This is a genomic window from Streptacidiphilus melanogenes, assembly GCF_000787835.1.
Lineage (GTDB): Bacteria > Actinomycetota > Actinomycetes > Streptomycetales > Streptomycetaceae > Streptacidiphilus > Streptacidiphilus melanogenes.
In genome coordinates, this window is sequence record NZ_BBPP01000002.1 from 305,790 (window position 1) to 328,938 (window position 23,149).

Here is a 23,149-nt window from a genome sequence, read left to right on the forward strand (position 1 = left end):
GTTGCGTACCGTTTGAGACTTCATCTGTTCGTTGTCCGAGTCGGCGTCAACCCGCGTCGGCCGGAGATGTCGATCTCCGCATAACGTCGGCCCATCTCCTGCTGGTGGGCCGCGTCGGGATGCAGACCGTCCGGCAGGACACCGCGGCCTGCGTCGTCGGCGGAGCAGAGTTCGCGGCCGTCGAGCCAGGTCAAGGCGGTGTCACCGCGCCTGCGGTGGAGTTGGACGGCATCGTGCAGCTGCTCCCTGAGCGCTCCGAGCGTCAGGTCCCCGAAGGCCTCGGACATTCCGTCCGTCAGTTCGGACTCGCGCGCTCCGCCGAACACCGGCCCGAGAACGGTCACCGGCACCCCGGGCTGCCGGGAGCGAATTTCGGCCAGCAGACCGTGCACGGCGGGCAGAAAGGTCCGTTCCCGCAAGGCGGCCGAGTTGTAGACGTTGATGCCGAGTTCGAGCGTTATGAATTCCGCGGAGTGATTTGCCAGCATTCGCCCGACCAGCGGATCGAGCAGGCACGCGCCGCCGTAGCCGAGGTTGGTGAGGTTGCGGCCCAACAGGCGTGCGGCGGTGGCCGGCCAGGTCTGCGTCGGCGTGGCCTGGTAGCCGTGGCTGATACTGCTGCCGTAGACCGTCCAGCGCGGCCGGTCGTCGGGCAGCGGGTGCAGTGCCTCCCCGTCGAGCGCGCGCACGCCGCGGAGCCGCACCGCAGGGCAGATCGGCAGGGCGATCTCGACGTCCTTCGGTCCCGGCGGCAGACCGCCGAAGACGACTCCCGCGACGCCGAGGGCGGTGGACCGCACGACCTCGCCGTCCACGGCCAGGTCGCACCAGGCCTCGAAGACCGGCCCGCCCTGGAGCCGCACCGACTCGGCGTCCAGCAGCAGCCGCCGGGACGCGGTCCGCAGCCGCAGCCGCACGCCGCTCGGGCACATCGCGGGCAGCACGAGATCGCGGTGGTGGAGCTCCAGATCCGCGAAGGGGAGCCGCCACGGCTGGAACCAGGACCCGTCCGCGGCCCACTCGAGGTCGATCGCTCCCGCAAGGGCGCGAGCCGTGGCAGCGGCGTTCCAAGCCGACACGGGCGAAACCTTCATGTGGAGGGCCTTCCCGTCGAGCGCGACGATCAACCTTGGCGATCAACCGCGGCGCCTGCGGCTCAGGTGGGGCAGCTGACCGCGGTGGCGGAGGCGGGGGCCGGCTGCTCCTCCGGGACGAGCTCGCACCAGACGCGCTTGCCGCTGCCGTCAGGGAACCAGCCCCAGCGGTCCGTCAGCACGCTCACCAGCTCCAGGCCGCGCCCGCCGGTCGCCTCGGCGGGGGCGACGCGCTGCGCGGGCGGCGCCCCGCTCGCGTCGGTGACCTCCACGCGGACCGGGCGCCGCTCCGCGCCCTGCCCGACCGGGAAGACGAGCCGGAGCACGGCGGGCGAACCGGTGTGCACCACGGCGTTGGTCACCAGCTCGGACACGACCAGAACCAGGGTGTCGGCGAGGGACTCGCCGAGGTCGACGCCGCAGCCGGTGAGGCGACTGCGGGCCCAGCGGCGGGCCCGGCCGACCTCGGCCGGGTCGGCCTCGACCGCCGTCTGGACTTGAAGCACCTGTGCCTGAACCTGCACCTGTCACACCACCCGTGCTTGCGGGATCAGCCGGGCCGGACCGCCGCGCGAGCCGCGTACCGGCAGGTATGCGTACAAGGATGATCCGGCCTCATGGCCAGGAGCATGGTCTTCGGGCATATTCCAGCCGATGGGGCACCCAGGGGTGCATACTGCCCCTGCCGATCTGTCCCCGGCGGTCTCCGGGTCGGCGGCCACGTCGACCTCGTGGGCGGACTGCTTGCTGCGCACCCCCGTGAGCGTAACCGAACCGGACCCCGACGCCCGGAAGCCGGGAGGCGTCGCGGCAAAAACACCCTTACGACACCAGTGCTACAAGTGCGCGGCCAGCTCGTCCAGGCAGCGCTCGCGGTCCGCACCGGCCTGCTCCCACGCCCATGCCCGCTTGAGCAGCCGGTGCACCCGCGCCTCCCAGGTGAACCCCATGCCCCCGTGAACCTGCAGGCAGTCGCGCGCGCCGCGGACGGCCGCCTCGTCGGCGAGCAGCTTCGCCCCCGCGATCTCCTCCACGTCGCCCGACACCGCGGCGGCGTAGACGGCGACCCGGGCCAGCTCCGCGCGGGCCAGCATGTCCGCGCACAGGTGCTGCACCGCCTGGAACGCTCCGATCGGTTGTCCGAACTGGGCGCGCGTGCGCGCGTACCCGACCGCCTCGGTGACGGTGCGGGCGGCCAGGCCCGCCTGCAGGGCGGCGGTCAGCAGCGTCGTGTCGGCGGCGACGCGACGCGCTTCGCCCTCGGGCAGGCCTTCCCCGGCCGGAAGCTCTCCCTCCAGCCGCCACAGCGGCCGGTCCGGGTCGACGGCGGGTGCGGGCGCCGCGTCCAGGGCGGCGGCCGGCAGGACGACGAGGGAGTCGTCCGGGCGCAGCAGGAGGACGTGGTCCAGCTGCGGCAACTGCGGGACGAGCACCGGGCCCCGCGCGGGAACGCGGACCACCTCGGCCCGGCCGCGCAGACCGAGCCTGGCTGCCGCCACCTCCGTGCCGACCAGCGGCCCGGACAGGAGGGCGCGCCCCGCCTCCTCGAAGACCAGCACGGCCTCGGGCAGCCCGAGGCCCAGCCCGCCGTCCCGCTCCGGCACCCGGAGCTGGAAGATGCCGACGTCGGTCAGCTCCTCCCACGTGAGTTGACGGTCCGACAGGATGTCGCGTAGGCCGTGCCGGAGCCGGTCCTGGTCGTCGGTCAGCCGGAACTCCATGCCTCAACGCCCCTTCGGCAGGCCCAGGATGCGCTGGGCGACGATGTTGCGCTGGATCTGGGAGGTGCCGGCGGCGATGGTGTAGGAGAGGCCCTGCAGCCGCTGCGCGGTCCACGGACCGTCCAGCAGCGCGTCGGCGCCGACGACGCGGGCCGCGACGTCGTGGAGCCGCTGACGCGCCTCGCTGAAGCGGAGCTTGAACACGCTGCCGCCTGCTCCCGGGACGCCCCGCGCGGCGGCCTCGGAGACGTTCCACTGCACGAGCCGCCACAGCGCCGTGAACTCGGCAGCCAGCCCCGCGAGTTCGCGACGCAGCTCGAGGTCGTCCCAGGCGCCGTTCGCGCGTGCCACGCGGGCGAGTCGGCGCACCTCGCGGCGGCAGCCGACCGCCTCGGAGGCGAAGGCGGTGCCGCGCTCGAAGGAGAGGGTGACCATGGTGACCCGCCACCCGTCGTTCTCCGCGCCGAGCCGGTCCCCCACCGGGACGCGGACCTCGTCGAGGAACAGCTCGGCGAACTCGGTCGTCCCGGCGAGCGTGCGCAGCGGCCGCACGGTGACTCCCGGCGCGTCCATCCGCATGGCCAGCCAGCTGATGCCCCGGTGCTTCGGCGCGTCGGGGTCCGTGCGGACCAGCAGCTCGCACCAGTCGGCGACTTCGGCGTGCGAGGTCCAGATCTTGCTGCCGGTGACGACGTACTCGTCCCCCTCCCTGACCGCGCGGGTACGCAGGGCGGCGAGGTCGCTGCCCGCGTCCGGCTCGCTGAAGCCCTGGCACCAGATCTCGTCCCCCCGGAGGATCGGCGGGAGGAACCGCGCCCGCTGGTCCGGTGTGCCCTCGGTGGCGACGGTCGGCCCGGCGTGCAGCAGCCCGACGAAGTTGGCCCCGACATAGGGGGCGCCGGCGAGTTCGGTCTCCTCGAGGAAGATCAGGTGTTCCGACGGGGTCGAGCCGCGGCCGCCGGCGTCCACGGGCCAGTGGATGCCCGCATATCCGGCGTCGAAGAGCCGCCGCTGCCAGGCGGTGTCGTAGGAGCGGCGACCAGGCCAGTCGGAGGGGTCCGGCGCGGGCGGCAGCTCCGGGAGGGTCTTGCCGAGCCACTCCCGGAGCCGTCGGCGGAAGTCGGCCTCGGCAGGCGTGTCACTGAGCTGCATGGGTGCACTCCCGTCGGGCCGAGGTCAGCGCAGGTGCCGGTCGAGGTCCAGTTCCAGCATCCTGATCGCGTTCCCGCGCATGATCTTGTAGATCACGTCCGGCGCCAGCCCCTTCACGTGGTCCAGCGCCACCGCCTTCGTCTCCGGCCAGGTGGAGTCCACGTGCGGGTAGTCCGTCTCGAAGGTCACGTTGTCGACCCCGACCGCGTCCAGCGAGGCGACCCCGTGCTTGTCGCGGAAGAAGCAGGCGAAGATCTGCCGGTAGTAGTACGTCGACGGCGGCTCGGGGATCAGGTCGCGGACCCCACCCCAGGCGCGGTGCTCGCGCCAGACGTCGTCCGCGCGTTCCAGCGCGTACGGGATCCAGCCCATCTGGCCTTCGCTGTAGGCGAGTTTGAGCCTCGGATGGCGCACCAGGACGCCGCTGAAGAGGAAGTCCGTCATGGAGGCCATCGCGTTGTTGAAGCTCAGTGTCGCCTGCACGGCCGGAGGGGCGTCCGGCGAGGCCGCGGGCATCTGCGAGGAGGAGCCGATGTGCATGCAGACGACCGTCCCGGTGGCCTCGCACTCGGCGAAGAACGGGTCCCAGTAGCCGGTGTGGATGCTGGGCAGGCCGAGGTGGGTCGGGATCTCGCTGAAGCAGACCGCCCGGACGCCCCGCGCCGCGTTCCGCTTGATCTCGGCGACGGCCAGCTCCACGTCCCAGAGCGGGATCAGGCACAGCGGGATGAGGCGCCCGCCGCTGTCGCCGCACCACTCGTCGACCATCCAGTCGTTGTAGGCGCGGACGCAGGCGAGGGCGACCTCCTTGTCGTGCGCCTCGGCGAAAGTCTGGCCGCAGAAGCGCGGGAAGGTCGGAAAGCAGAGGGAGGCCTCGACGTGGTTGTTCTCCATGTCGAGCAGGCGCGCCTTCGGGTCCCAGCAGCCGCGGCGCATCTCGTCGCGGGTGATGCCCTCCAGCGTCATCTCGTCGCGGTCGAAGCCGACCGCGGCGATGTTGCGCTTGTAAGGGAACTGCAGGTCCTCGTAGATCCACCAGTCCGTCGGCGGGCCGTCGGGGTCCATGGAGATGCGGTACTTGCCGCCGATGTACTCCAGCTGGCCGATGCCCGCGCGCAGCGGCTTCGGACCACGGTCGTGGTACTTGGCCGGCAACCAGGTCTCGAAGAGGTGCGCCGGCTCGATCACGTGGTCGTCGACGCTCACCACCATGGGCAGTTCGGCAGAGCTTTCCATTCAAGGCTCCCTCTCCACGACCCTTTACCTGACGGTCCGTCAGATTCAGACTAGTCACGGACCCCTGAAGCGGCAAGCGAGCGAGGACCGGATGGCCGTCGTACTCACGGAACTTCTCGACCCGGCGGTCACCGCCGTGGTCACCTGCGAGTGCCAGCAGAGCGTGCTCGGCGAGGACGCGGTCTTCCCGGCGCTCGCCGCGGCCGCCGCCAGGACCGACCTGGTCGGAAACGTCGCCCGGCTCTGCGCCGCCGCGCGCGGGCTCGGCGTGCCCGTCGTGCACTGCACGGCGGAGCGGCGCGCGGACGGCCGCGGGGCCAACACCAACGCCCGCCTCTTCGCCGCCGCCGCCCGGGCCGCGACGCCGTTCGACCCGGCGCTCCACCCCGGGCTCGGCGCTGATCCCGCACGCGACCTCGTCCTCCCCCGCCTGCACGGCCTCGGCCCGTTCCAGGACACGGGGCTCTCGTCCCTGCTGCGCAACCTCGGGGCGACCACGCTCGTCGTCACCGGGGTCTCGCTCAACGTCGCGCTGCTGGAGCTGACCCTCGGCGCCGTCGACGCCGGGCTCCAGGTCGTGGTCCCGACCGACGCCGTCGCCGGAACCCCGCCCGAGTACGCGGAAGCCGTCCTCGCGCACACCCTCGCCCTCGTCGCGACCCTGAGCAGCACGCGCGAGGTCATCGGCGCCCTCACCACCCCCGGGACAGACGGGAGAGACTCGTGACCACCACCGACGCGGGAAGCCTGTGGGACCTGCTCGAGCGACGCGTCGTGGCGACGCCGGACGCGCCCATGCTGATCGAGGCCGGCACCGGAAGCACCGGCGAGGGCGAGGGTGAACCCGACCGGCGGCTCAGCTACCGCGAGGTGCGCGACCGGGCCGAGCGGATCGCGGCCGGGCTGCGCGCCGAGTACGGCGTCGAGGACGGGACGCCGGTGGCCTGGCAGTTGCCGACCCGGATCGAGACCGTGCTCGTCTCGCTCGCGCTCTCCCGGCTCGGCGCGGTGCAGACGCCGATCATCGCGATCTACCGGGGCGCCGAGGTCGGCCACATCCTCGGTGAGTCCCGGGCCCGGCTCTACCTCGTGCCGGGCGTCTGGCGCGGATTCGACTACGTGAAGATGGCCGAGGAGCTGACCGGGGGCTGGGCCCGGCCGCCGGCCGTGCGGGTCCTGTACTCCGACGCCGACCTGCCCGACGGCGACCCGTCACTGCTGCCGCCCCCGCCGCGCGCCGACCTGGACGACGCGCACGCTCCCGTGCGCTGGGTCTACTACACCTCCGGGATCACCTCCGCGCCCAAGGGCGCCCGGCACACCGACCGGACGCTGATTGCGGGCGGCAGCGGCTTCGCGCTCGCGCTGGACATGAGTCCGCAGGACGTCGGGTCGATCGCCTTCCCCTACGCGCACATCGGCGGCCCCGACTACCTCGTCGCCGTGCTGGTGCACGGCTTCCCGGCGCTGCTGGTCGAGGTGTTCGCGCTGCCGGACGTGCTGCCCGCCTACCGGCGCAACGGCGTGACCATGGCCGGCGGCAGCACCGCCTTCTACTCCGCCTTCCTCGCCGAGCAACGCACGCTGCCCCCGGGCGAGCGGCTCGTGCCCACCCTGCGCATCCTCTCCGGCGGCGGCGCGCCGATGCCGCCGGAGCTGTACCGGGAGGTGACCGAGGAGATGGGCGTGGTGCTGGCCCACGGCTACGGCATGACGGAGGCCCCCGCCATCTGCATGGGCTCCCCCCGCGACACCCCCGAACAGCTCGCGTACACCGAAGGCCACCCGGTGCGCGGCTGCGAGGTGCGGGTGGTCGACGGGGAGATGTGGCTGCGCGGCCCGATGGTCTGCCGCGGCTACACCGACCCCGCCCTGACCGCTGAGGCGTTCACCGCCGACGGCTGGTTCCGCACCGGTGACCTCGGTCACGTCCGCCCCGACGGGCACGTCCGGCTGACCGGACGGCTCAAGGACATCATCATCCGCAAGGGGGAGAACATCTCCGCCAAGGAGATCGAGGACCTGCTCTACCAGGACCCGCGCGTGGGCGACGTGGCCGTGATCGGCCTGCCCGACCCGGTACGCGGCGAGCGCGTCTGCGCAGTGGTCGAGCGCAGGCCCGGCGTGGAGCCGCCGACGCTGGCGGAGGTCGCAACACGGCTGCGGGCGGCCGGGCTGATGACGCAGAAGATCCCCGAGCAGCTGGAGGTGGTGGACGCGCTGCCGCGCAACGAGACCCTGCGGAAGGTGCTGAAGCACCGGCTGCGGGACATGTTCGCGGCACTGCCGTGGCAGGAACGACAACCCTGAGAACCCCGGACGAGCCCTTAGGGGATCCCCCCGCCGTTCGGGTGTTCGGAGTTCATCCGTTGGTATGAAGAGGTTTTTCAGCCGGTCGGTAGTCTCGAGGGAGCTTGCTTTTTCCACCCGTTAGTCGCACCCGGAGACGGGGGAGTTTCCTGAAGGGGCGGCGATGAGTCTCACCGGCACACCTTTCTTCGTGCTGACCGTCATTGTCACGTTGGGCGCACTGACCGCCCTGTTCGTGTTCTGGAACCGAATACCCGGGCCGAGACCGCTGAGAATGGGCGGTCGACTCGGCTTGGCCCTGTTCAGCCAGTTCACGGCCGTGATCGCGGTGCTCGTCTACGTGAACAACAGCATGGGGCCGTTCTACGAAAGCTGGAGCGATCTTTTCGGAGTCAGCGACTCCCCGCCGGTGACCACCTCCGTCGCCGGCGGAGGTGGTCAGAACGGGCACGACGCCCCAAGGACCGACGGAAAGCTGCGCTTCACCCAGTACAGCGCCGGCGTCATGAAGGCGCACGTGATCGGCGCACACTCCGGTGTCGACGGCAGCCTGTACGTCTGGCTGCCCCCGCAGTACCGCGACCCCGCCTACGCCCAGACCGCCTTCCCCGTCGTCGAACTCCTGCCCGGCACGCCGGGAACGCCCCAGGCGTGGTTCGGGACGATGCATGTCCAGGAGGAGATGCAGAAGCTGATGGCCTCGGGCAAGGTCAAGCCGATGATCATGGTTTCGGCCAAGCTCAACACCATGGGCGGCAACACCGACGCGGGCTGCGCGGACGTCCCCGGCGCGGCGAAGACCGGCACCTGGCTCGCACAGGACGTGCCGGCCTTGATCCACGCCAACTTCCGCGCCGTGAAGGACCCTTCGGGGTGGGGCATCATGGGCTACTCAGCGGGCGCGTACTGCGCGGTCAACCTGACCGTCCAGCACCCGGACACCTTCCGCGCGGCGGTCAGCCTGTCGGGCTACACCACGCCCGAGTCCCCCCTGGTCACCCGCGACCCCGCACTGGCCCGCGCCAACAACCCGTACCTCCGCCTGAAGTTGGCGAACCCGCAGCCGCCGGTCTCCTTCCTGATGGCCGGCAGCCTGCAGGACCAGGGCACGGTCCCGTCGGCGCGCGCCCTCCTGGGCGTGCTCCGCCAGCCGGGCGCCAGCCGCCTGCTGACCGTCCAGTCCGGCGGCCACACCCCGGACGTCTGGCGCGGCATGCTGCCGGAGGCGCTGACCTGGCTCTCCGCCAGGACGGCAAGCCAGGGCGTGAGCAGCTAGCTCCGGTTGCACCCATCCCGGGGGCGCGAGGAACTGCGCGACAGGCCACCCATGCAGGCAGAGAGCCCCTGACGCGCAGGGCCATCCGCCGCCGGTGGTTGCTCGCGCAGTTCCTCGCGCCCGGGTCGTGCAACTTCCTGCGGGAGCATCACCGACTCGTGGGGAAGACCTTGCGGACCACCCGCTCTGCCGCGTGACCGTCGTCCCAGGGGCAGAACTTGGCGCGGAAGGCCGCGCGGAGCTTCGTGGAGTCCGGGGAGTCCGCCGCGCCACCGGGGAGGAGGACTGCGGCGAGCTCCTCCTCGGTGCGGGCGACGGCGCCCGGCGGCTCGGCCATGAGGTCGAAGTAGACGCCGCGGATGCGCTGGTAGTCCTCCCAGTCCGGGGCGAAGACCACGACGGGGCGGTCCAGGACCGCGTAGTCGAACATCGTCGAGGAGTAGTCCGTCACCAGGACGTCCGCCGCCAGGTAGAGGTCCTCGACGACGGGGTGGTCGGAGACGTCGATCACGCCCGCGTCCTCGGGGAGGCCGGCGTCGCCGTAGAAGTAGTGGGCGCGCATGAGGACCGTCGTCGTCGGGCCGAGGCGGCGGGCCAGAGCCACCACGTCGAGGGCGGGGACGAAGGAGTCGTGCTGCTCGCGGTGGGTGGGCGTGTAGAGGACGACCCGGTTGCCCACCGGGACGCCGAGGCGCTCGCGGATGCCGGCGATCTCCGCCGGAGCGGGGTCGGTCAGGCGGTCGTTGCGAGGGTAGCCGGTCTCCAGGACCTCGTAGGAGCCCGGGTAGGCGCGCTGGAACGCCTCACTGGAGTGGGGGTTGGGCGAGACCAGGTAGTCCCAGCGGCCCACGTGCTCCAGCAGGCGGTCGAAGTCCATGCCGTCGGCGGCCAGCGGGCGGTCCCGCAGGTCCAGGCCGAGGTACTTCAGCGGGGTGCCGTGCTGTGTCTGCACATGCACCGAACCAGCCCGCTTCGTCATCGTGTGGGGGAAGTTGACGTTGTTGACCAGGTACTTGGCGGTCGCCATCAAACGCAGGTAGCGCGGGGTGTTGGCGAGCACGTACGGCACGCCCTCGGGCAGCGCCGCGGCCTGAGCGGGGGTGTTCACCACCCAGACGCCCGTGATCTGGGGGGCGAGTTCGCGCATCCGCTCGTAGATCGCGGCGGGATTGCAGCTGTAACCCCGGTACCAGTAGGCGGCGTAGACGGCGAGGTTCTCGTCGAGCGGCAGTCGCCGGTACGTCTCGTACAGTCCGCGGCGGCCCGCTCCGCGGACTGCGCGCTTGACCGTGCCGGGGAGCGTGCGCGGCAGCGCCTGCAGCGGGCGCAGCCGCTGGTACGCGCCCCACGCGCCGCGGTCCACCAGGCGGTACTGGACGCCGCGCAGGCCCTTGGGGAAGGTGTGGCCCGCGGGGCGGTGGCGGCGGAAGTGCTCGGTGGTGCGCCGGAAGAAGTCCTCGCGCAGGTCGTCGGGGACCAGGCCCGGGGTGTCCAGGATGGTGACGGCCTGCTTGACCGTGCGGTCGAAGACGAGGCGGCACAGGCTCGGGCCGATCTCGGGGCGGCGGTCCAGGAAGTCGAAGATCGCGTCGTACTGGGCGAAGGCGTCCGCGTGCTTCGGCGAGGCGGTGTTGGTGATCGCCCCGGCGCGCTGGCGGCGGTAGAAGTACAGGTCCCGGTCCAGGTAGCTGAGCGAGCGGGCGGCGAGCAGCAGCGGGTAGGTGACCGAGATGTCCTCGTAGTAGCCGGCGCCGAAGTGGACGTCGAGCGAGGCGAGGAACTCGCGGCGGACCACCTTGTTCCAGACCGACATGATCATCTGGATCAGTCCGGGCCGCTCGGCGAGCGTGAAGGTCGGCGGGAGCGGCGGCTCGACCAGCAGGCGCCGCCAGGTGTCCGGCTCGGTCGCGCCGTCCGGGTAGACCCGGGCGAAGCCGGTGATCAGCACGTCGGGGCGGACCTCGGCGAGCCGCGCGGCGACCTCGTCGACCGCGCCGTCCGCCAGCCAGTCGTCGCTGTCCACGAACCAGACGTACTCACCGCCGGCCTCCCTCAGGCCCTCCTCGCGCGCGCCGCCGAGGCCGCGGTTGGCGGCCAGGTGCTTCACCTTGAGGCGGGAGTCGCGGGCGGCGTAGGCGTCGAGGATCTCGCCGCTGCGGTCGGGCGAGCAGTCGTCGACCGCGATGACCTCCAGACCCGGCAGCCTGGACGCCAGGATCGAGTCGAGGCAGCGCGGCAGGTAGTCGGCGACCCCGTAGACGGGCAGCACGATGCTGAGGGAGACGGGCGTGGTCACGGCGGTGTGCTGCTCCAGGTCGCGCGGGGTGGGCTCCCTCAGACTCTACTGGGCCCGCGGCGCCCCACGGCCTCGAGTTCGGTCACCGAGGGCCGCCGCCCGCTCACTCAGGGCCGCGCTCGCTCCGGGTCTGCTCGACCACCGTGAAGAGCCGGTGGACGCCCAGCGCGGCGAAGACGCGGTGCACCTGGGAGGGGATCGCCCCGGGCTCCAGATCCGTGCGTGGCAGCACCAGCCGCAACTCGCCGCCGCAGGAGCGCAGCAGACGGCGCGCGCCGATCAGCACGCCCACCCCCGTCGAGTCGCAGAAGCGCACGTCGGCAAGATCGACGACCACCCGCCTCGACCCGTTGGCGACCGCCTCGCGCACCGCCTCCCGGACTTTGCCGCCGGTGCCGAGATCGAGATCACCCTGCACTCTCAGCAGCAGCCAGCCGTCGTTCTCCTCGCGATCCACGCGCAGTGTTGTCGTCACGGTGCCACGATTCTCCAGCATGTTCATGATGTTGTTTCAGGTTAGCGTCGTCGTCCGCGGGATCTGACACTCCGTGCCATCGTGCCTGTCATTCAGTTTCCTCAAACATCCGGACGACACACACGGGTCGGCGCTAGATTTCGTGTGAGGGTTCCTTGAGGATTCCTTGGCTTTGTCTTGTTGGTCGTGGTTTGTGCAAAATCGCACACTCCCTGGGGCGGGACGGTGGTGCCGGTGTCGAGTCCCACGCCGATCCGCTGGGACCGGCAGATCCAGCGACGGCTGGCGCGTGGCGAGGAGTCCGCGCTGGGCGAGCTCTACGACCAGTTCGCCCCGCTCGTCCACGGCCTGGCCAACCGCGTCCTGGGAGACCAGGCCGCCGCCGAGGAGATCACCCAGGACGTCTTCGCCCACGTCTGGCAGCATCCGGAGAGCTTCGACCCGGCGCAGGGCTCGATGCGCTCCTGGATCAGCACGCTGACCCACCGCCGCGCCGTGGAACGCCTGCGCCGCCAGGCGGTCGGCGCGGAGGCGGGCGCCGTCGGCACCGACGGCGCACCGCTGGAACCGCCCAGCGTGGAGGAGGAGGTGCTGGCCGCGGCGACCGCCGCGCGCGTCCAGTACGTCGTCTCCTCACTGCCGCAGGCCCTGCGGGAGACGCTGCTGCTCACCTACTTCGGCGGCCGCACCTATCGGCAGGCGGCCAAGGAGCTGGGCATCGCCCCAGACACGGCGAAACACCGGATGCGGCTCGGCCTGCAGTTGCTCGCCACCGCACTGTCAACGGAGCCGGCGCTGTGAGCGCGGCGGACGTCGAGGTCGGCCGCATCGGCTCGGAGGTCCACGAGGAACTCCGGTCGCTGCTCGGCGCATGGGCGCTCGACGCCTGCACCGTGGAGGAGGCGACCCTGCTGGAGGCGCACCTCGCCGGCTGCTCCGCCTGCCACGAGGAGGCGCGCCAACTGCGCGACGCCGCGGGCTGGCTCTCCACCGACGAGCCGCTCGACCCCGAGCCGAGCCTGCGCCGCCAGGTCCTCGACGGCTGCCTCGACCGGCGGGAACCCGCGTTCCGCGTCCCCGCGTACGCCGAGCCCTTCGTTGCCGAGACCGCCCGTCTCGACGCGCTGCTGCGCGATCTCGGCGAGCTGGACTGGATGGAACCGGCCACGCTGCGCTGGCATGCCGGCACCGAGCAGCGCCGCCCGGCGGACGTGCTGTGTCACCTCGCGGCGGTCGACGGCGTCCTCGCCCGCACGCTCGGCCTCCCCGACCTCACGGACGGCACGGACCTCGCCGAGCGCGACGCCCGGCTGTGCGCGGCGCAGGCCGAGCGCCCGCCCACGAGCGTGCGCGCTCTCTGGCGCGCCCAGACCCGCACGATGGTGGAGACGGCGGCGCTGGCTCCGCCGGCGCTGGTGGAACGTTCCGTCGACTACGGCACGTTCCAACTCCCGCTCGCCGACTCGTTCCTGGACCGCGCGTTCGAGTGCTGGATCCACGCGGAGGACATCGCCGAGGCGGTCGGCTACCCCTACCACCCGCCGCGCGGCGCCCACATCCGCTCACTGATCGGCCTGGCGGCCCGCATCCTGCCCCACGTCTTCCCCGGCGAGCCGGGCGCGGGCCGCGTCGTGAAGCTGATCGTCGAGGGCCGCGGCGAGGGCGAGTGGCTCATCCCCGTCGACGCTCCCGGCTCCCCGCCGCGGGTCGGCGCGGAGCCGAGTGCGACGGTGGCGATCGACGGCGTGGAGTTCTGCCACCTCTGCGCAGGGCGCAGAGATCCCCACCGCATCCCCGCCGGCATCACCGGCGACCGCACACTGGCCCGCGCCCTACTGGCCGCAGCCCCGTTGCTGTCGCGACCGTGAGGTGGTTGCAGTATCCAGGGGGCCCGAGGCTGTGCCGATGTGCGGCTCCGCCGCGTGGGCACGAGCAGCCCGATCATGCGCTCCCGCATGTCGTTGCACTCACCCCGGGGGCGCGGGGAGCGCGAGCAACCACTGGCATGCGATGGCTCTGGGCAGTCCAAGGGTGACCGAATTGCCCAGGTATCAGGCGAAGACGACGGTGCGGGAGCCGTTCAGCAGGACGCGGTGTTCGGCGTGCCACTTGACCGCGCGGGCGAGCGCCTGGCATTCGACGTCGCGGCCCAGGGCGACCAGCTTCTGCGGGGTGACGTCGTGGCCGACGCGGACGACTTCCTGCTCGATGATCGGGCCTTCGTCCAGCGCCGCGGTCACGTAGTGGGCTGTCGCGCCCACCAGCTTCACGCCGCGGGCGTGGGCCTGGTGATAGGGCTTCGCGCCCTTGAAGCTCGGCAGGAAGCTGTGGTGGATGTTGATCGCCCGCCCGGCAAGGGCCTTGCAGAGGTCGTCCGACAGCACCTGCATGTAACGGGCGAGGACCACCAGGTCGACCCGCTCGTCCTCCACGATGCGGAGCAGCTCCGCCTCCGCCTCCGGCTTGGTGTCCGCCGTCACCGGGATGTAGTGGAACGGGACCCCGTACGAGCCCACCAGTTCCTCGAAATCGCGGTGGTTGGAGACGACGCCCGCGATCTCCACCGGCAGCGCGCCGCTGCGGGCGCGGAAGAGGAGGTCGTTCAGGCAGTGGCCGAACTTGCTGACCAGCAGCAGGACCCGCATCGTGTCGTCGCCGGAGCTGATCTGCCAGTCCATGTGGAACGCGTCACCGGTCGCGGAGAAGCTGGCGCGCAGCTTCTCCAGGGTGACCTGCGGCTCGGCCGAGAAGTGGACGCGCATGAAGAAGAGGCCGCTGTCCGGGTCCCCGAACTGCTGGCTGTCCACGATGTTGCAACCCGTGATGAACAGGTAGCTGGACACGGCGTGGACGATGCCCTGCTTGTCGGGGCAGGACAGGGTCAGGATGTACTGCTCGGCCATGCGGAAACTCTGCCACAAACGGACCCGGCGGCGATCCGCCGTCTCACGCTCCGGCCGTGCGTGTGAGGATCGAGAGCATCGCGAGCGAGCGCGGCGCCGCGTCCGGGTCCTCGCCGTCGGCCAGGGCCAGGCGGGCGTGGGCGTCGCGGCAGGCGCGGATCGCCTCCGGCCAGGCATGGTGCTGGAAGTACGCCTCGGCGGGGGCGTCGGGGCCGACCTGGTGCATGATCCGCAGGACGCGGAGCACGGCGGTGTCCACCGCGGTCGCCTCCGCGGAGTCGCGGAAGATCGAGCCGACGTACTTCTCCGCCGACCAGCGGTCCAGCCACGTGTCCTCGACCAGGCGGTAGACGGCGTCGGTGACGTCGCCGTAGCCCTCGCGGCCGGCCGACCAGCACTCCTGCTGGAAGCGGGGGTCGCCGAGCATGTGCAGCGCGGAACGGACCCGGGCCCGCCAGCGCCACCAGGGAAGGTCAGTGAGCGGCATGGCGCCCATCCTCCTGGAGCGGGTACCGGTTCGAGAAGTCCTTGACGCGTCGTGCTCGGCTTGCATGGGTCACGATCCTACGTTCTACGCGTGTCATCACTCTGTGTTCACCTTGATGTGACTCTTTGTTCCCCCTGAGGCCCCTCGTGCTTCCGGAATCGGGATAAGTGTGGCCTTCCGCATGTACTTCCGGTATGCGGGGAGGGCACGGTTCAGATGAAGCTCAAGGGGGCTGATAGCGCCAGGCTATTGCGTCGCACGGGTGCGGCAGTAGCTGCGACCGCGCTGCTCGGTGGGGGACTGAGCGGCTGCGGCGGCGACGCGAGCGCGGACCCGTCATCGCCGGTCACGGTGATGACGTGGGCGCCCATGAACAACAAGGCCGGAGCGGAGCCCGGAATGCCGGGAATCGCTCAGGCCATCGCCCAGTACTTCAATGACAACGGCGGCGTCGCGGGCCACCCGGTGCGGGTGATCACCTGCAACGAGAGGAACACCCCGGACGGCGCGGTCGCGTGCGCCAACAAGGCGACCGCAGAGAACGTGGTGGCCGTCGTCGGCTCCGACAGCCAGTACGGCGACGAGTTCATGCCGCTGCTGGAGAGCGCGGGCATCTCGTACATCGGCGGTTCCGGCGCGTCGACGGCCGAGTTCAGCTCGCCGTACTCCTACCCGGTCAACGGCGGCTACCAGACCCTGCTGGTCGGCAACGGCGAGCAGCTCGCCGCCGCCGGCTGCCACCGGGTCGCCATCGTCCGGCCGGACTCCGCCGTCGGCGACTCGATGTACACCTTCCTGAACAACGGTCTCGCGCAGTACCACCTCACCGCGACCGACGTCCCGACCAAGGAGGGACGCACCAACTACCAGCACGAGGTGCAGGTCGCGGTCGGCTCCGACCGGCCGCACGACTGCGTCACCAGCGCGCTGGACGCGGCCTCGACGCAGACCTTCTTCGACAGCTGGCGTCAGGACGCCCCGGCGAACGCGCACCTCTCGGCGCTCATCGGCAGTTTCCAGCAGTCACTGGTCGACAGCATGGGCGGCGCGGACGGCCCGCTCGAGGGTGCGCTCGCGACCGGCTGGTACCCGCCGGACAGCAGCCCGGTGTGGGGCGAGATGAACGCGGTGATCAAGAAGTACGCGTTCACCAACAACAACATCAACCCGTCCGACCCCGGGGTGCAGACCACCTGGATCGCCTACGAGGTCTTCCGGAAGGTCGTGGACGGCCTCAAGGGACACCCCGTCACGGCGCAGAGCGTGCACGCCGCGTTCGACGCCACCGGCCCCGTCAGCACGGGCGGCGCGACGCCCCCGCTGGCCTGGCAGGACGGCAACCTGGTCAGCCTGGCGGCGACCCCGCGGACGGTCAACACCGACGTGTCCTTCCAGCAGGTCGTCAACGGCGAACTCACCGAGAGCCACGCCGGTCTGGTCAACGTCGGTGCGGCACTGACGCGTTGACGCGTCGGCGTGCCGGCGCCCGCAACCCGGGCGCGGCACGCCGCGTGGCCGCTCGGGGCCGGGAGGCCGCTCAGAGCTGGCTCGGCTCCTTCGTCGGCAGGTTGTTCGCGGAGGCGATCCTGTTCCAGAGCGCCGCGGCCTCGCGCTTCGCGATCGTCGCGTTGCTGCTGGCGCTGACCGCCGCGGTCGACTCGCCGCCGTCCTTGGGGTGGTGCTTCTTCTGGCAGGACGGCGCCGACTCCGCCGCCCACGCGGCGTAGTGGGAGTCGGCCTGCTGGGAGGCCTGCCAGCCGGCGGTCAGCTTGGCGACCAGCGCCGCCCCGGAGGGCAGCGCGCTGACCTGGAGCTGGCCCAGCTTCGTGACGAGCTGGGCCCGCGCCTGGGCGGCCGAGTTGAGCGTCGTCTGGTCCTGCGGCAGCGCCTGGCAGGCCTGCACACTGGCGACGGCGTTGACCACCTCGGTGCGGTTGCTGGACGCCGTCTCCAGCAGCGCACTGAGCGCCTGCGCCTGCTGGAGCTGGGCCGTCTTGTCGCCGGGCCCGGGGCCGCCGGCCGTCGCGCCGTGCTTCGCGCCCGCGCCCTTGTCGCCCGCCGCGCTCGCGGAGGAACCCCCGCCGCTGAGCAGCGCGCCCAGGGCGATGCCGACCACCGCACACCCGGCGACGACCGCAATGCCGAGGGTGCGCATCGACGGGCGGTTGCGGTGCGGCTCGTCGTCGTAGCCGTGGTCGTCGTACGGCTCGTATCCGCCCTGGTCGTACTGCGGCTGGTCGTACTGCGGCTGGTCGAAGTGGGACGGCTCGTACGACGCCCGCTCATAGGGCTGCGTCTGCTCGTACGAGGCGCCGTAGGCGGCCTGCTGGGCCGGCTGCTGCTGCGGAAAGCCCTGGAACGGCTGCGTCTGGGCCGCGTAGCCCGGCTGCGCGCCGTACGGCTGGGGTTCCTGGGCCGGCGCCGCCGGCATCGGGGGCAGGTACTGGGTCGCTGCGGGCTGGGCCTCCGGCGCGGGGAGCTGGGCGCCGTACGCCGCCGTGGGCCCACCGTCGGCCGGACGGAACAGGTCGTCCGGGGTGAGCTCGTCGGGGTTGGGACGACGATGGTTCACGCGCTCTTCCTTAGCTGTGGACGGCGCCCGCGCCGCGCATGGGCGCGCTCACGACGCGGGACACGCTACCTGTTCACACCAACGGGTGACCATCCTGGGGGACGGGGACTCCCCCGTCCCCGCACCCCGGCCGTCCAGGGCTCAGGCCGGGCTCAAGCGGCCGCCTCCGCCATCGCCCGGGCCTGGAACTCCTGAACGGAACGCTGGTGGCGGTAGGGCTCCAGCATCCGCCGGAAGTCGTCCAGGTACTCCGTGCCGCGCGCCGAACGCAGTCCGGACATCAGTTCCATCGCCCGCGCACCCGTGTCACAGGCCTCGTCCACGTCACGCAGCTGGAGTTGGGCGATGGCCAGCAGCACCAGATCGACCGCGCGACGGCGGACCCGCGACTCCGGGTGGCCGCGCAGCGCCTCCTGCGCCTGCCGGGCGCTCTGCCGCGGCTGCTCCAAGTCCCGATGACAGTGCGCGAGTTCGTCGGCCAGATAGGCGTGGTCGAAGTGGCCGATCCAGTCCGGATCCTCCTCGGGGCGGCTGTGGTCCAGCTGCTCCAGGGCGAGCCCGGCCACCGCCTCGCAGCTGCGGCTGTCGCCCAGCAGCGCGTGGCCCCGCGCCTCCGCGGCGTAGAACATGGCCATCGCCGTCGGGGTGGCCTGGCCGCGGGCGCCCTCCTGGGCGGCGCGCGCCAACTGCGCGATCTCCCGGGGGTTGCCGAGCGCGGCGGCGAGATGGCTCATCGAGGAGGCCAGCACGTAGCCGCCGTAGGCGCGGTCCCCGGCCGCCTGTGCGAGCCGCAGCGCCTGGATGTAGTAGCGCTGGGCCAGCCCCGGCTGCCCGGTGTCGATGGCCATGTAGCCGGCCAGCTCGGTGAGCCGGGCCACGGCGCCGAACAGCTTGCGGCCGGTCTCCTCCTTGTACGCGCCCGCGAGCAGGCCGGAGACCACGGAGTTGAGGTAGTGCACCACCACCGGCCGGACGTGCCCGCTGCCGAAGCGGTGGTCCAGGTCGACCAGCATCTGCGTGGTGGCCTGCACGGCCTCGACGTCGGCCGGGCCGACGCGCGGCCCGCCGGTGCGGGCGACCGAGAGGTCGGGCCCCGTGATCAGCCAGTCGCGGCTCGGCTCGACGAGCGCGGCGGCGGCGACGGACGCGCCGCTCAGGAAGTCGCGGCGGCCGACGTCACTGCGCCACAGCTCGCTGACCTGCTCGACGGCGCCCGGCAGGGTCGCCGCGAACTGCAGCCCGACGCTGGACGCGTGGCTCTTGCCGTCGGACATGCCGATCTCGTCGACCGTGACGGTGCGGCCCAGCTTCCGCCCGATCGCCTCGGCGATCACGGAGGGGGCCTGCCCGCGCGGCTGCTGGCCGCGCAGCCAGCGGGCCACCGAGGTCTTGTCGTAACGCAGATCCAGTGCGTGCTCGGCCCCGCACAGGTTGACCCGGCGGGCGAGGCCCGCGTTGGAGCAACCGGCCTCCTGGATCAGGGCCTGGAGCCGTTCGTTTGGCTGTCGTGCGACGAGCGGTCTGGCGGCCATGGACGTCACTGCCTCCCCTGGAGAGTCGGAGGTCGCAGGACAGGAGCATTCCCCTGATGCGTTCCGGTGATGCGTCACGAGGTGTCAAGAGCGGTCAATGGCTGGGAAATAGCGACATTGGGCCGACTGCTGACAGCGTAGCGAAGCATCGGGGGCACACGTACCCGCTCACCCCGGGTGCACCCCCCGTGCGCCCCCTGGCGTGCAACCGCGCGCCCCACTCCGCGCGGCCTGTTGGGCCGACTTTGCCGATCACCCGTAACCACCGGTCCGCGCCCGAGTTGTGCAGCACGTGGAAGACACCCTGGGAGCCACCGAGCAGGACGGCCGCACGGACGCTGGGAGGGGCGTGCGGGATCTCCTGTTGCAGGCGGCCGTGACGTACGCGGAGGACCGACACTGGGAGGTCTCCCCCGGTGCCTGGCTGCTGGAGGACGACGGCCCCCCGCGCTGCTCCTGCGGCGACCTCGCCTGCCCCATGCCCGGCGCGCACCCCGCCACCCGCGACTGGACGCGCCGCGCCAGCTCCGGCCCGGGGGTCGTGCGCCGCTGGTGGACGGAGAACCCCCAGGCCTCGATCCTGCTGCCGACGGGCCGCTCGTTCGACGCGATCGACGTGCCGGAGGTGGCCGGTTGCCTGGCGCTGGCGCGGATGGAGCGGATGGGCCTGCAGCTCGGCCCCGTGCTCGCGATGCCGGGCGGCCCCGGGCGCGGCCGCCGGCTGGTCTTCCTCGTCCTGCCGGGCGCACTGCCGAAGCTGCCGGACATGCTGCGCCGCCTCGGCTGGGGCCCCGGTCGGCTGGACCTGGTCGGCCACGGCGACGGCGGCTGGATCGTCGCGCCGCCGACGCGCATCGGCGCGCTCGGTTACGCGCAGTGGGCCCGGGAGCCCACCACGATGAACCGCTGGCTGCCGGAGGCGGCCGAGGTCATCAACCCCATCGCTTACGCCTGCGGCCGAGAGGCGCCGCTGCCCGCACACGCGGGGCAGTAGCAAAGCCCGGCAACCCCCTGTGCCCCCGAGTCCCGCGGTGTCGCCTCCCGCGGTCGACCGGGGGCACAGTCACATGTGCGATGAAGGAGATGACTACCCGCACGCCGCGGCGGAGAAGCCCCACTTTCGAGTGACCGGGCTCAAGGATTGCCGGGATCTGCCGAGGAAATGAATTCCGGCATCAGCGCCGCAGTCGACCGAGAGGAGCAGGGCGCACTCCAGGGGGCGCCCGGAGGGGAAGCCGGGCACGGTTCGGGGGTTCGGGGGGCGGGGAAACCAGGGGGTAGACGAGGGGCCTCGGCACTCGGGGAAAAGAGCCGAGGCCCCTCGCTCCTGAATTCAGGCCCTGGCGAGTCAGGCCCTGGCGACGAAGACGTGGGCGGCGATGTCCTTGTCCAGCTCCGCCGCCTCGCCGCCGCTGCCGACGAGGATGCCACCCGTGGACTGGGTCACGTTCACGACCGCGCCGGGCTGCACTCCCGCCCGCCGAAGCGTGTACATCAGCTGCGCGTCGGTCTGGATCGGCTCGCCGATGCGGCGGACGATCACACTGCGGCCGTCCTCACCTGAGGCCAGCTCGTCGAGGGTGACCAGGGACTCGGCCTCATCGGCCGGAGCCTCGCCCAGCTCCTCCAGGCCGGGGATCGGGTTGCCGTACGGGGACTGCGTCGGGTGGCGCAGCAGCTCCAGGACGCGGCGCTCCACCGCCTCGCTCATGACGTGCTCCCAGCGGCAGGCCTCCGCGTGCACCTGCTCCCATTCCAGGCCGATCACGTCGACCAGCAGGCACTCGGCGATGCGGTGCTTGCGCATGACGCGGGTGGCGAGCTTGCGGCCCTCCGGCGTCAGCTCGAGGTGGCGGTCCCCGGCGACGGTGAGGAGACCGTCGCGTTCCATGCGGGCGACGGTCTGGCTGACCGTGGGCCCGCTCTGCTCCAGGCGCTCCGCGATGCGCGCACGCATGGGGACGACGCCCTCCTCCTCCAGCTCGAAGATCGTCCGGAGGTACATCTCGGTGGTGTCGATCAGGTGGCCTGACATCGGACCGCGGGCTCCGTTCCTCGGTGGTGAACCGGTCGCGCTCCCGGTTGCTCCTCAATTCTTACGCATCGCACCGACAACCCGAACGGCTTTTGGCCAGCCTCCGAAAACGAGCCGCACGCGGTGTTGACAGCGGCACCGGCGACCGAGCACCGTGCCCAGCACCATAATGCGAGTACCACACAGGTTGAGTCTGCACAGTCGTCTGCTACTCAGGGGAGCCGAAGACCCGATGAGCGATCTCGCCGGTCAGTACCTCGACGCCGCCGTCGCCCACCTCCAGCGGATCAGGGACGAGGAGGCGGCCGGGATCGAGGCGGCGGCCGAGGCGCTCGCCCGGACCGTCAAGGAGGGCGGCCGGATCTTCACCTTCGGTGCGGGGCACTCCTCCCTCCCCGCCCAGGACGTGGTCTACCGGGCCGGAGGCCTGGTGCTGATGAACCTGCTGACCGTCCCCGGTGTGATCGGCGTCGACGTGGTCCCGGCCCATCTGGGCAGCGCGCTGGAGCGGGTGCCGGGGCTGGCGACGGCGACGCTGGACGCGGGGCCCGCCCGCGCGGGCGACCTGCTGTTCGTGATCTCCCTCTCCGGCCGCCAGGTGATGCCCGTCGAGCTGGCCCGCCACGCGCGCTCGCGCGGGCTGACGGTGGTCGGCGTGACCTCCCTCGCCTACCCGGGCCGGGTCACCTCGCAGCACCCCGACGGGCTCTACCTGAAGGACGTCTGCGACCTGGTGCTGGACAGCAAGATCGCGGTCGGCGACGGCGAGCTGAGCGTCGAGGGCGCGGAGACGACCTTCGGCCCGGTCTCGACGCTGACCACGGTGGCGCTGATGCAGTCCGTCGTCGCGGTCGCCGTCGGCAGGCTCGCCGCGGACGGGATCACCCCGCCGCTCTTCCGCTCCGGCAACGTCGACGGCGGCACGGACTGGAACGCCAAGCTGATGGCCGAGCACAAGGACCGCATCTTCTACACCTTCTGACTGTGTGTCACTCTCCGGCCCCGCGCGTGCCGTCGTTCGACCGGACCGGACCGCTCCGCTCGCCGATTGCGTGAATACGTGTGCTGTGCACGGACGGTGGGCAGGTTGACACTTGTTCAGGGCGGCCAGCGAGGGCGAGGGGGCATTCGGTCATGGTCCAGAACTCTGCTCGGGACTTCCACGAGGACGGACTCATCCCCGAGCCGTACCCCACGATCGATCAGGTCGCCGTCAACGAGCAGCAGCGGGCCACCCGTTGGTACGGCGGCCAGATCCTCGCACTGTTCGCCGCGTCCGCCCTCGGCATCGCCGACTGGCATGCCGGGGGCCTGGACGTCTCACCGGCCCTCTCGCTGGCGGCGTTCCTGGCGGCCTTCTACTACTGGAGCCGGCTGCGGGCGAAGCACCCCCAGACGCTCTGGTTCGAGAGCCGGGCGGCCGCCGAGTCCATCAAGGGCCTGGTCTGGCGCTACTCGATCCGGTCCCGCCCGTTCGACGGCCAGGCCCACTCCCCGGACGCCGACGAGCAGTTCCTCGACGAGATCAGCGAGATCTTCGAGATCTACCGCGGCCTCGGCGTCATCGACGCCGAGCAGCAGCCGTCGATCACCCCCGAGATGACCCACCTGCGCGGCCAGGGCCTCGCGGTCCGACGCGAGGTCTACCTGCGCGAGCGGGTCCGCTCCCAGCGCGTCTGGTACGTGGGCAAGGCCGACGCGTACGACAACAAGAGCACGGTCTGGTCGATGGCGACCCTGGCGGCCATCTGCTTCGGCCTGGCCCTCGCCCTGCTGCAGATATCCGGCGCACTGCACGTCCACGCGCTCGGCACCTTCGCCACCATCGGCGCCGCGATCACCGCGTGGACCCAGCTCAAGCAGTTCCGGCCGCTGGCCGCGGCCTACCGGGTCGCCGCCAAGGAGCTGGAGCAGATCGAGAACCGGCTCGCCAGGCTCAATCCGGCCGAACCGGGCGCGGAGGAGCTCTGGTCCCGCCTCGCCCGCGAGGCGGAGTCCACGCTCGCCAAGGAACAGGCGGTCTGGCGCGCCCGGAGCGACCGCCGGATCTGAACCACACC

Annotated in this window: 21 protein-coding genes; 9 read left to right on the top strand and 12 right to left on the bottom strand. The window is 71.7% G+C overall.

Features of this window, described 5'->3' with window-relative positions:
• Positions 1–20 precede the first annotated feature (20 nt).
• From TR49_RS03250 to TR49_RS03270, 5 genes are all read right to left on the bottom strand, one after another.
• A complete protein-coding gene (locus tag TR49_RS03250; RefSeq protein WP_160311526.1) occupies positions 21–1,079 on the bottom strand; it encodes a GDSL-type esterase/lipase family protein in 1,059 nt (352 codons plus the stop codon).
• A gap of 77 nt (positions 1,080–1,156) precedes the next feature.
• A complete protein-coding gene (locus tag TR49_RS03255) occupies positions 1,157–1,618 on the bottom strand; it encodes an ATP-binding protein (protein WP_042376832.1) in 462 nt (153 codons plus the stop codon).
• Positions 1,619–1,930: 312 nt separating this feature from the next.
• Positions 1,931–2,815, bottom strand: a complete 885-nt coding sequence (locus TR49_RS03260) for an acyl-CoA dehydrogenase family protein (RefSeq protein WP_042376833.1) — start codon at positions 2,813–2,815, stop codon at positions 1,931–1,933.
• A 3-nt stretch (positions 2,816–2,818) separates the two neighbouring features.
• Complete coding sequence (locus tag TR49_RS03265) at positions 2,819–3,967, bottom strand: acyl-CoA dehydrogenase family protein (protein ID WP_042376835.1); 1,149 nt, start codon at positions 3,965–3,967, stop codon at positions 2,819–2,821.
• 24 nt (positions 3,968–3,991) lie between these two features.
• Positions 3,992–5,203, bottom strand: coding sequence for an amidohydrolase family protein (locus tag TR49_RS03270; RefSeq protein ID WP_042376837.1), 1,212 nt, complete (start codon positions 5,201–5,203; stop codon positions 3,992–3,994).
• A 91-nt stretch (positions 5,204–5,294) separates the two neighbouring features.
• Between TR49_RS03270 and TR49_RS03275 the strand changes: the two genes are divergently transcribed.
• From TR49_RS03275 to TR49_RS03285, 3 genes are all read left to right on the top strand, one after another.
• Complete coding sequence (locus tag TR49_RS03275) at positions 5,295–5,930, top strand: isochorismatase family protein (protein WP_042376839.1); 636 nt, start codon at positions 5,295–5,297, stop codon at positions 5,928–5,930.
• Positions 5,927–7,513, top strand: coding sequence for a class I adenylate-forming enzyme family protein (locus tag TR49_RS03280; protein ID WP_042376841.1), 1,587 nt, complete (start codon positions 5,927–5,929; stop codon positions 7,511–7,513). Before TR49_RS03275 ends, TR49_RS03280 begins: the two co-directional genes overlap by 4 nt.
• A gap of 163 nt (positions 7,514–7,676) precedes the next feature.
• Positions 7,677–8,789, top strand: coding sequence for an alpha/beta hydrolase (locus tag TR49_RS03285; protein ID WP_042376843.1), 1,113 nt, complete (start codon positions 7,677–7,679; stop codon positions 8,787–8,789).
• A 148-nt stretch (positions 8,790–8,937) separates the two neighbouring features.
• Here TR49_RS03285 and TR49_RS03290 read toward each other — a convergent pair whose 3' ends face one another.
• Together TR49_RS03290 and TR49_RS03295 are read right to left on the bottom strand one after the other, a co-directional pair.
• The gene (locus TR49_RS03290; RefSeq protein ID WP_042376845.1) at positions 8,938–11,085 is read right to left on the bottom strand and encodes a bifunctional glycosyltransferase/CDP-glycerol:glycerophosphate glycerophosphotransferase; all 2,148 of its coding nucleotides are present in this window, start codon (positions 11,083–11,085) and stop codon (positions 8,938–8,940) included.
• Between the two features lie 103 nt (positions 11,086–11,188).
• On the bottom strand, positions 11,189–11,587 hold the full coding sequence (locus TR49_RS03295) for an STAS domain-containing protein (RefSeq protein WP_236653200.1): 399 nt from the start codon (positions 11,585–11,587) through the stop codon (positions 11,189–11,191).
• A 207-nt stretch (positions 11,588–11,794) separates the two neighbouring features.
• Here TR49_RS03295 and TR49_RS03300 point away from each other — a divergent pair, with 207 nt between their 5' ends.
• Both TR49_RS03300 and TR49_RS03305 read left to right on the top strand, forming a co-directional pair.
• Positions 11,795–12,361, top strand: a complete 567-nt coding sequence (locus tag TR49_RS03300) for a sigma-70 family RNA polymerase sigma factor (RefSeq protein WP_042376846.1) — start codon at positions 11,795–11,797, stop codon at positions 12,359–12,361.
• A complete protein-coding gene (locus tag TR49_RS03305; RefSeq protein WP_052433946.1) occupies positions 12,358–13,428 on the top strand; it encodes a maleylpyruvate isomerase family mycothiol-dependent enzyme in 1,071 nt (356 codons plus the stop codon). The genes TR49_RS03300 and TR49_RS03305 overlap by 4 nt, the downstream gene beginning before the upstream one ends.
• 183 nt (positions 13,429–13,611) lie before the next feature.
• Here TR49_RS03305 and purU read toward each other — a convergent pair whose 3' ends face one another.
• Both purU and TR49_RS03315 read right to left on the bottom strand, forming a co-directional pair.
• Positions 13,612–14,463 (bottom strand): formyltetrahydrofolate deformylase, encoded by an 852-nt coding sequence (gene purU / locus TR49_RS03310; RefSeq protein ID WP_042376848.1) that lies wholly within the window; start codon positions 14,461–14,463, stop codon positions 13,612–13,614.
• A 43-nt stretch (positions 14,464–14,506) separates the two neighbouring features.
• Complete coding sequence (locus TR49_RS03315) at positions 14,507–14,959, bottom strand: SCO4402 family protein (RefSeq protein ID WP_042376850.1); 453 nt, start codon at positions 14,957–14,959, stop codon at positions 14,507–14,509.
• 390 nt (positions 14,960–15,349) lie between these two features.
• On the opposite strand from TR49_RS03315, the gene TR49_RS03320 reads away from it, so the two are divergent.
• Positions 15,350–16,417, top strand: coding sequence for an ABC transporter substrate-binding protein (locus tag TR49_RS03320; RefSeq protein ID WP_160311527.1), 1,068 nt, complete (start codon positions 15,350–15,352; stop codon positions 16,415–16,417).
• 70 nt (positions 16,418–16,487) lie between these two features.
• On the opposite strand, the gene TR49_RS39590 is transcribed toward TR49_RS03320, so the two are convergent.
• Together TR49_RS39590 and TR49_RS03330 are read right to left on the bottom strand one after the other, a co-directional pair.
• Complete coding sequence (locus TR49_RS39590; RefSeq protein WP_052433951.1) at positions 16,488–17,522, bottom strand: hypothetical protein; 1,035 nt, start codon at positions 17,520–17,522, stop codon at positions 16,488–16,490.
• A 152-nt stretch (positions 17,523–17,674) separates the two neighbouring features.
• On the bottom strand, positions 17,675–19,054 hold the full coding sequence (locus TR49_RS03330; RefSeq protein ID WP_042376854.1) for an NsdA family TPR-like regulatory protein: 1,380 nt from the start codon (positions 19,052–19,054) through the stop codon (positions 17,675–17,677).
• Positions 19,055–19,346: 292 nt separating this feature from the next.
• On the opposite strand from TR49_RS03330, the gene TR49_RS03335 reads away from it, so the two are divergent.
• Positions 19,347–20,048 carry a bifunctional DNA primase/polymerase gene (locus TR49_RS03335; RefSeq protein WP_042377111.1) on the top strand — a complete coding sequence of 234 codons (702 nt, stop codon included), beginning with the start codon at positions 19,347–19,349 and terminating at the stop codon, positions 20,046–20,048.
• Between the two features lie 354 nt (positions 20,049–20,402).
• Here the strand turns inward: TR49_RS03335 and TR49_RS03340 are convergent, their stop codons facing one another.
• Positions 20,403–21,089, bottom strand: coding sequence for an iron-dependent transcriptional repressor DtxR (locus tag TR49_RS03340; protein WP_042376856.1), 687 nt, complete (start codon positions 21,087–21,089; stop codon positions 20,403–20,405).
• A gap of 232 nt (positions 21,090–21,321) precedes the next feature.
• Between TR49_RS03340 and TR49_RS03345 the strand changes: the two genes are divergently transcribed.
• Together TR49_RS03345 and TR49_RS03350 are read left to right on the top strand one after the other, a co-directional pair.
• The gene (locus TR49_RS03345) at positions 21,322–22,071 is read left to right on the top strand and encodes a sugar isomerase domain-containing protein (protein ID WP_042376859.1); all 750 of its coding nucleotides are present in this window, start codon (positions 21,322–21,324) and stop codon (positions 22,069–22,071) included.
• Between the two features lie 152 nt (positions 22,072–22,223).
• Positions 22,224–23,141 (top strand): DUF4231 domain-containing protein, encoded by a 918-nt coding sequence (locus TR49_RS03350; RefSeq protein ID WP_042376861.1) that lies wholly within the window; start codon positions 22,224–22,226, stop codon positions 23,139–23,141.
• Positions 23,142–23,149: the final 8 nt, after the last annotated feature.

Bases quoted from the DNA above. Each gene is read 5' to 3' on its own strand.
- purU (WP_042376848.1), bottom strand. From the start codon at position 14,463: ATGGCCGAGCAGTACATCCTGACCCTGTCCTGCCCCGACAAGCAGGGC.
- TR49_RS03260 (WP_042376833.1), bottom strand. From the start codon at position 2,815: ATGGAGTTCCGGCTGACCGACGACCAGGACCGGCTCCGGCACGGCCTA.
- TR49_RS03270 (WP_042376837.1), bottom strand. From the start codon at position 5,203: ATGGAAAGCTCTGCCGAACTGCCCATGGTGGTGAGCGTCGACGACCAC.
- TR49_RS03320 (WP_160311527.1), top strand. From the start codon at position 15,350: ATGCCGGGAATCGCTCAGGCCATCGCCCAGTACTTCAATGACAACGGC.
- TR49_RS03330 (WP_042376854.1), bottom strand. From the start codon at position 19,054: ATGGCCGCCAGACCGCTCGTCGCACGACAGCCAAACGAACGGCTCCAG.
- TR49_RS03350 (WP_042376861.1), top strand. From the start codon at position 22,224: ATGGTCCAGAACTCTGCTCGGGACTTCCACGAGGACGGACTCATCCCC.
- TR49_RS03345 (WP_042376859.1), top strand. From the start codon at position 21,322: ATGAGCGATCTCGCCGGTCAGTACCTCGACGCCGCCGTCGCCCACCTC.
- TR49_RS03285 (WP_042376843.1), top strand. From the start codon at position 7,677: ATGAGTCTCACCGGCACACCTTTCTTCGTGCTGACCGTCATTGTCACG.
- TR49_RS03265 (WP_042376835.1), bottom strand. From the start codon at position 3,967: ATGCAGCTCAGTGACACGCCTGCCGAGGCCGACTTCCGCCGACGGCTC.
- TR49_RS03315 (WP_042376850.1), bottom strand. From the start codon at position 14,959: ATGGGCGCCATGCCGCTCACTGACCTTCCCTGGTGGCGCTGGCGGGCC.
- TR49_RS03275 (WP_042376839.1), top strand. From the start codon at position 5,295: ATGGCCGTCGTACTCACGGAACTTCTCGACCCGGCGGTCACCGCCGTG.
- TR49_RS03340 (WP_042376856.1), bottom strand. From the start codon at position 21,089: ATGTCAGGCCACCTGATCGACACCACCGAGATGTACCTCCGGACGATC.
- TR49_RS03295 (WP_236653200.1), bottom strand. From the start codon at position 11,587: ATGAACATGCTGGAGAATCGTGGCACCGTGACGACAACACTGCGCGTG.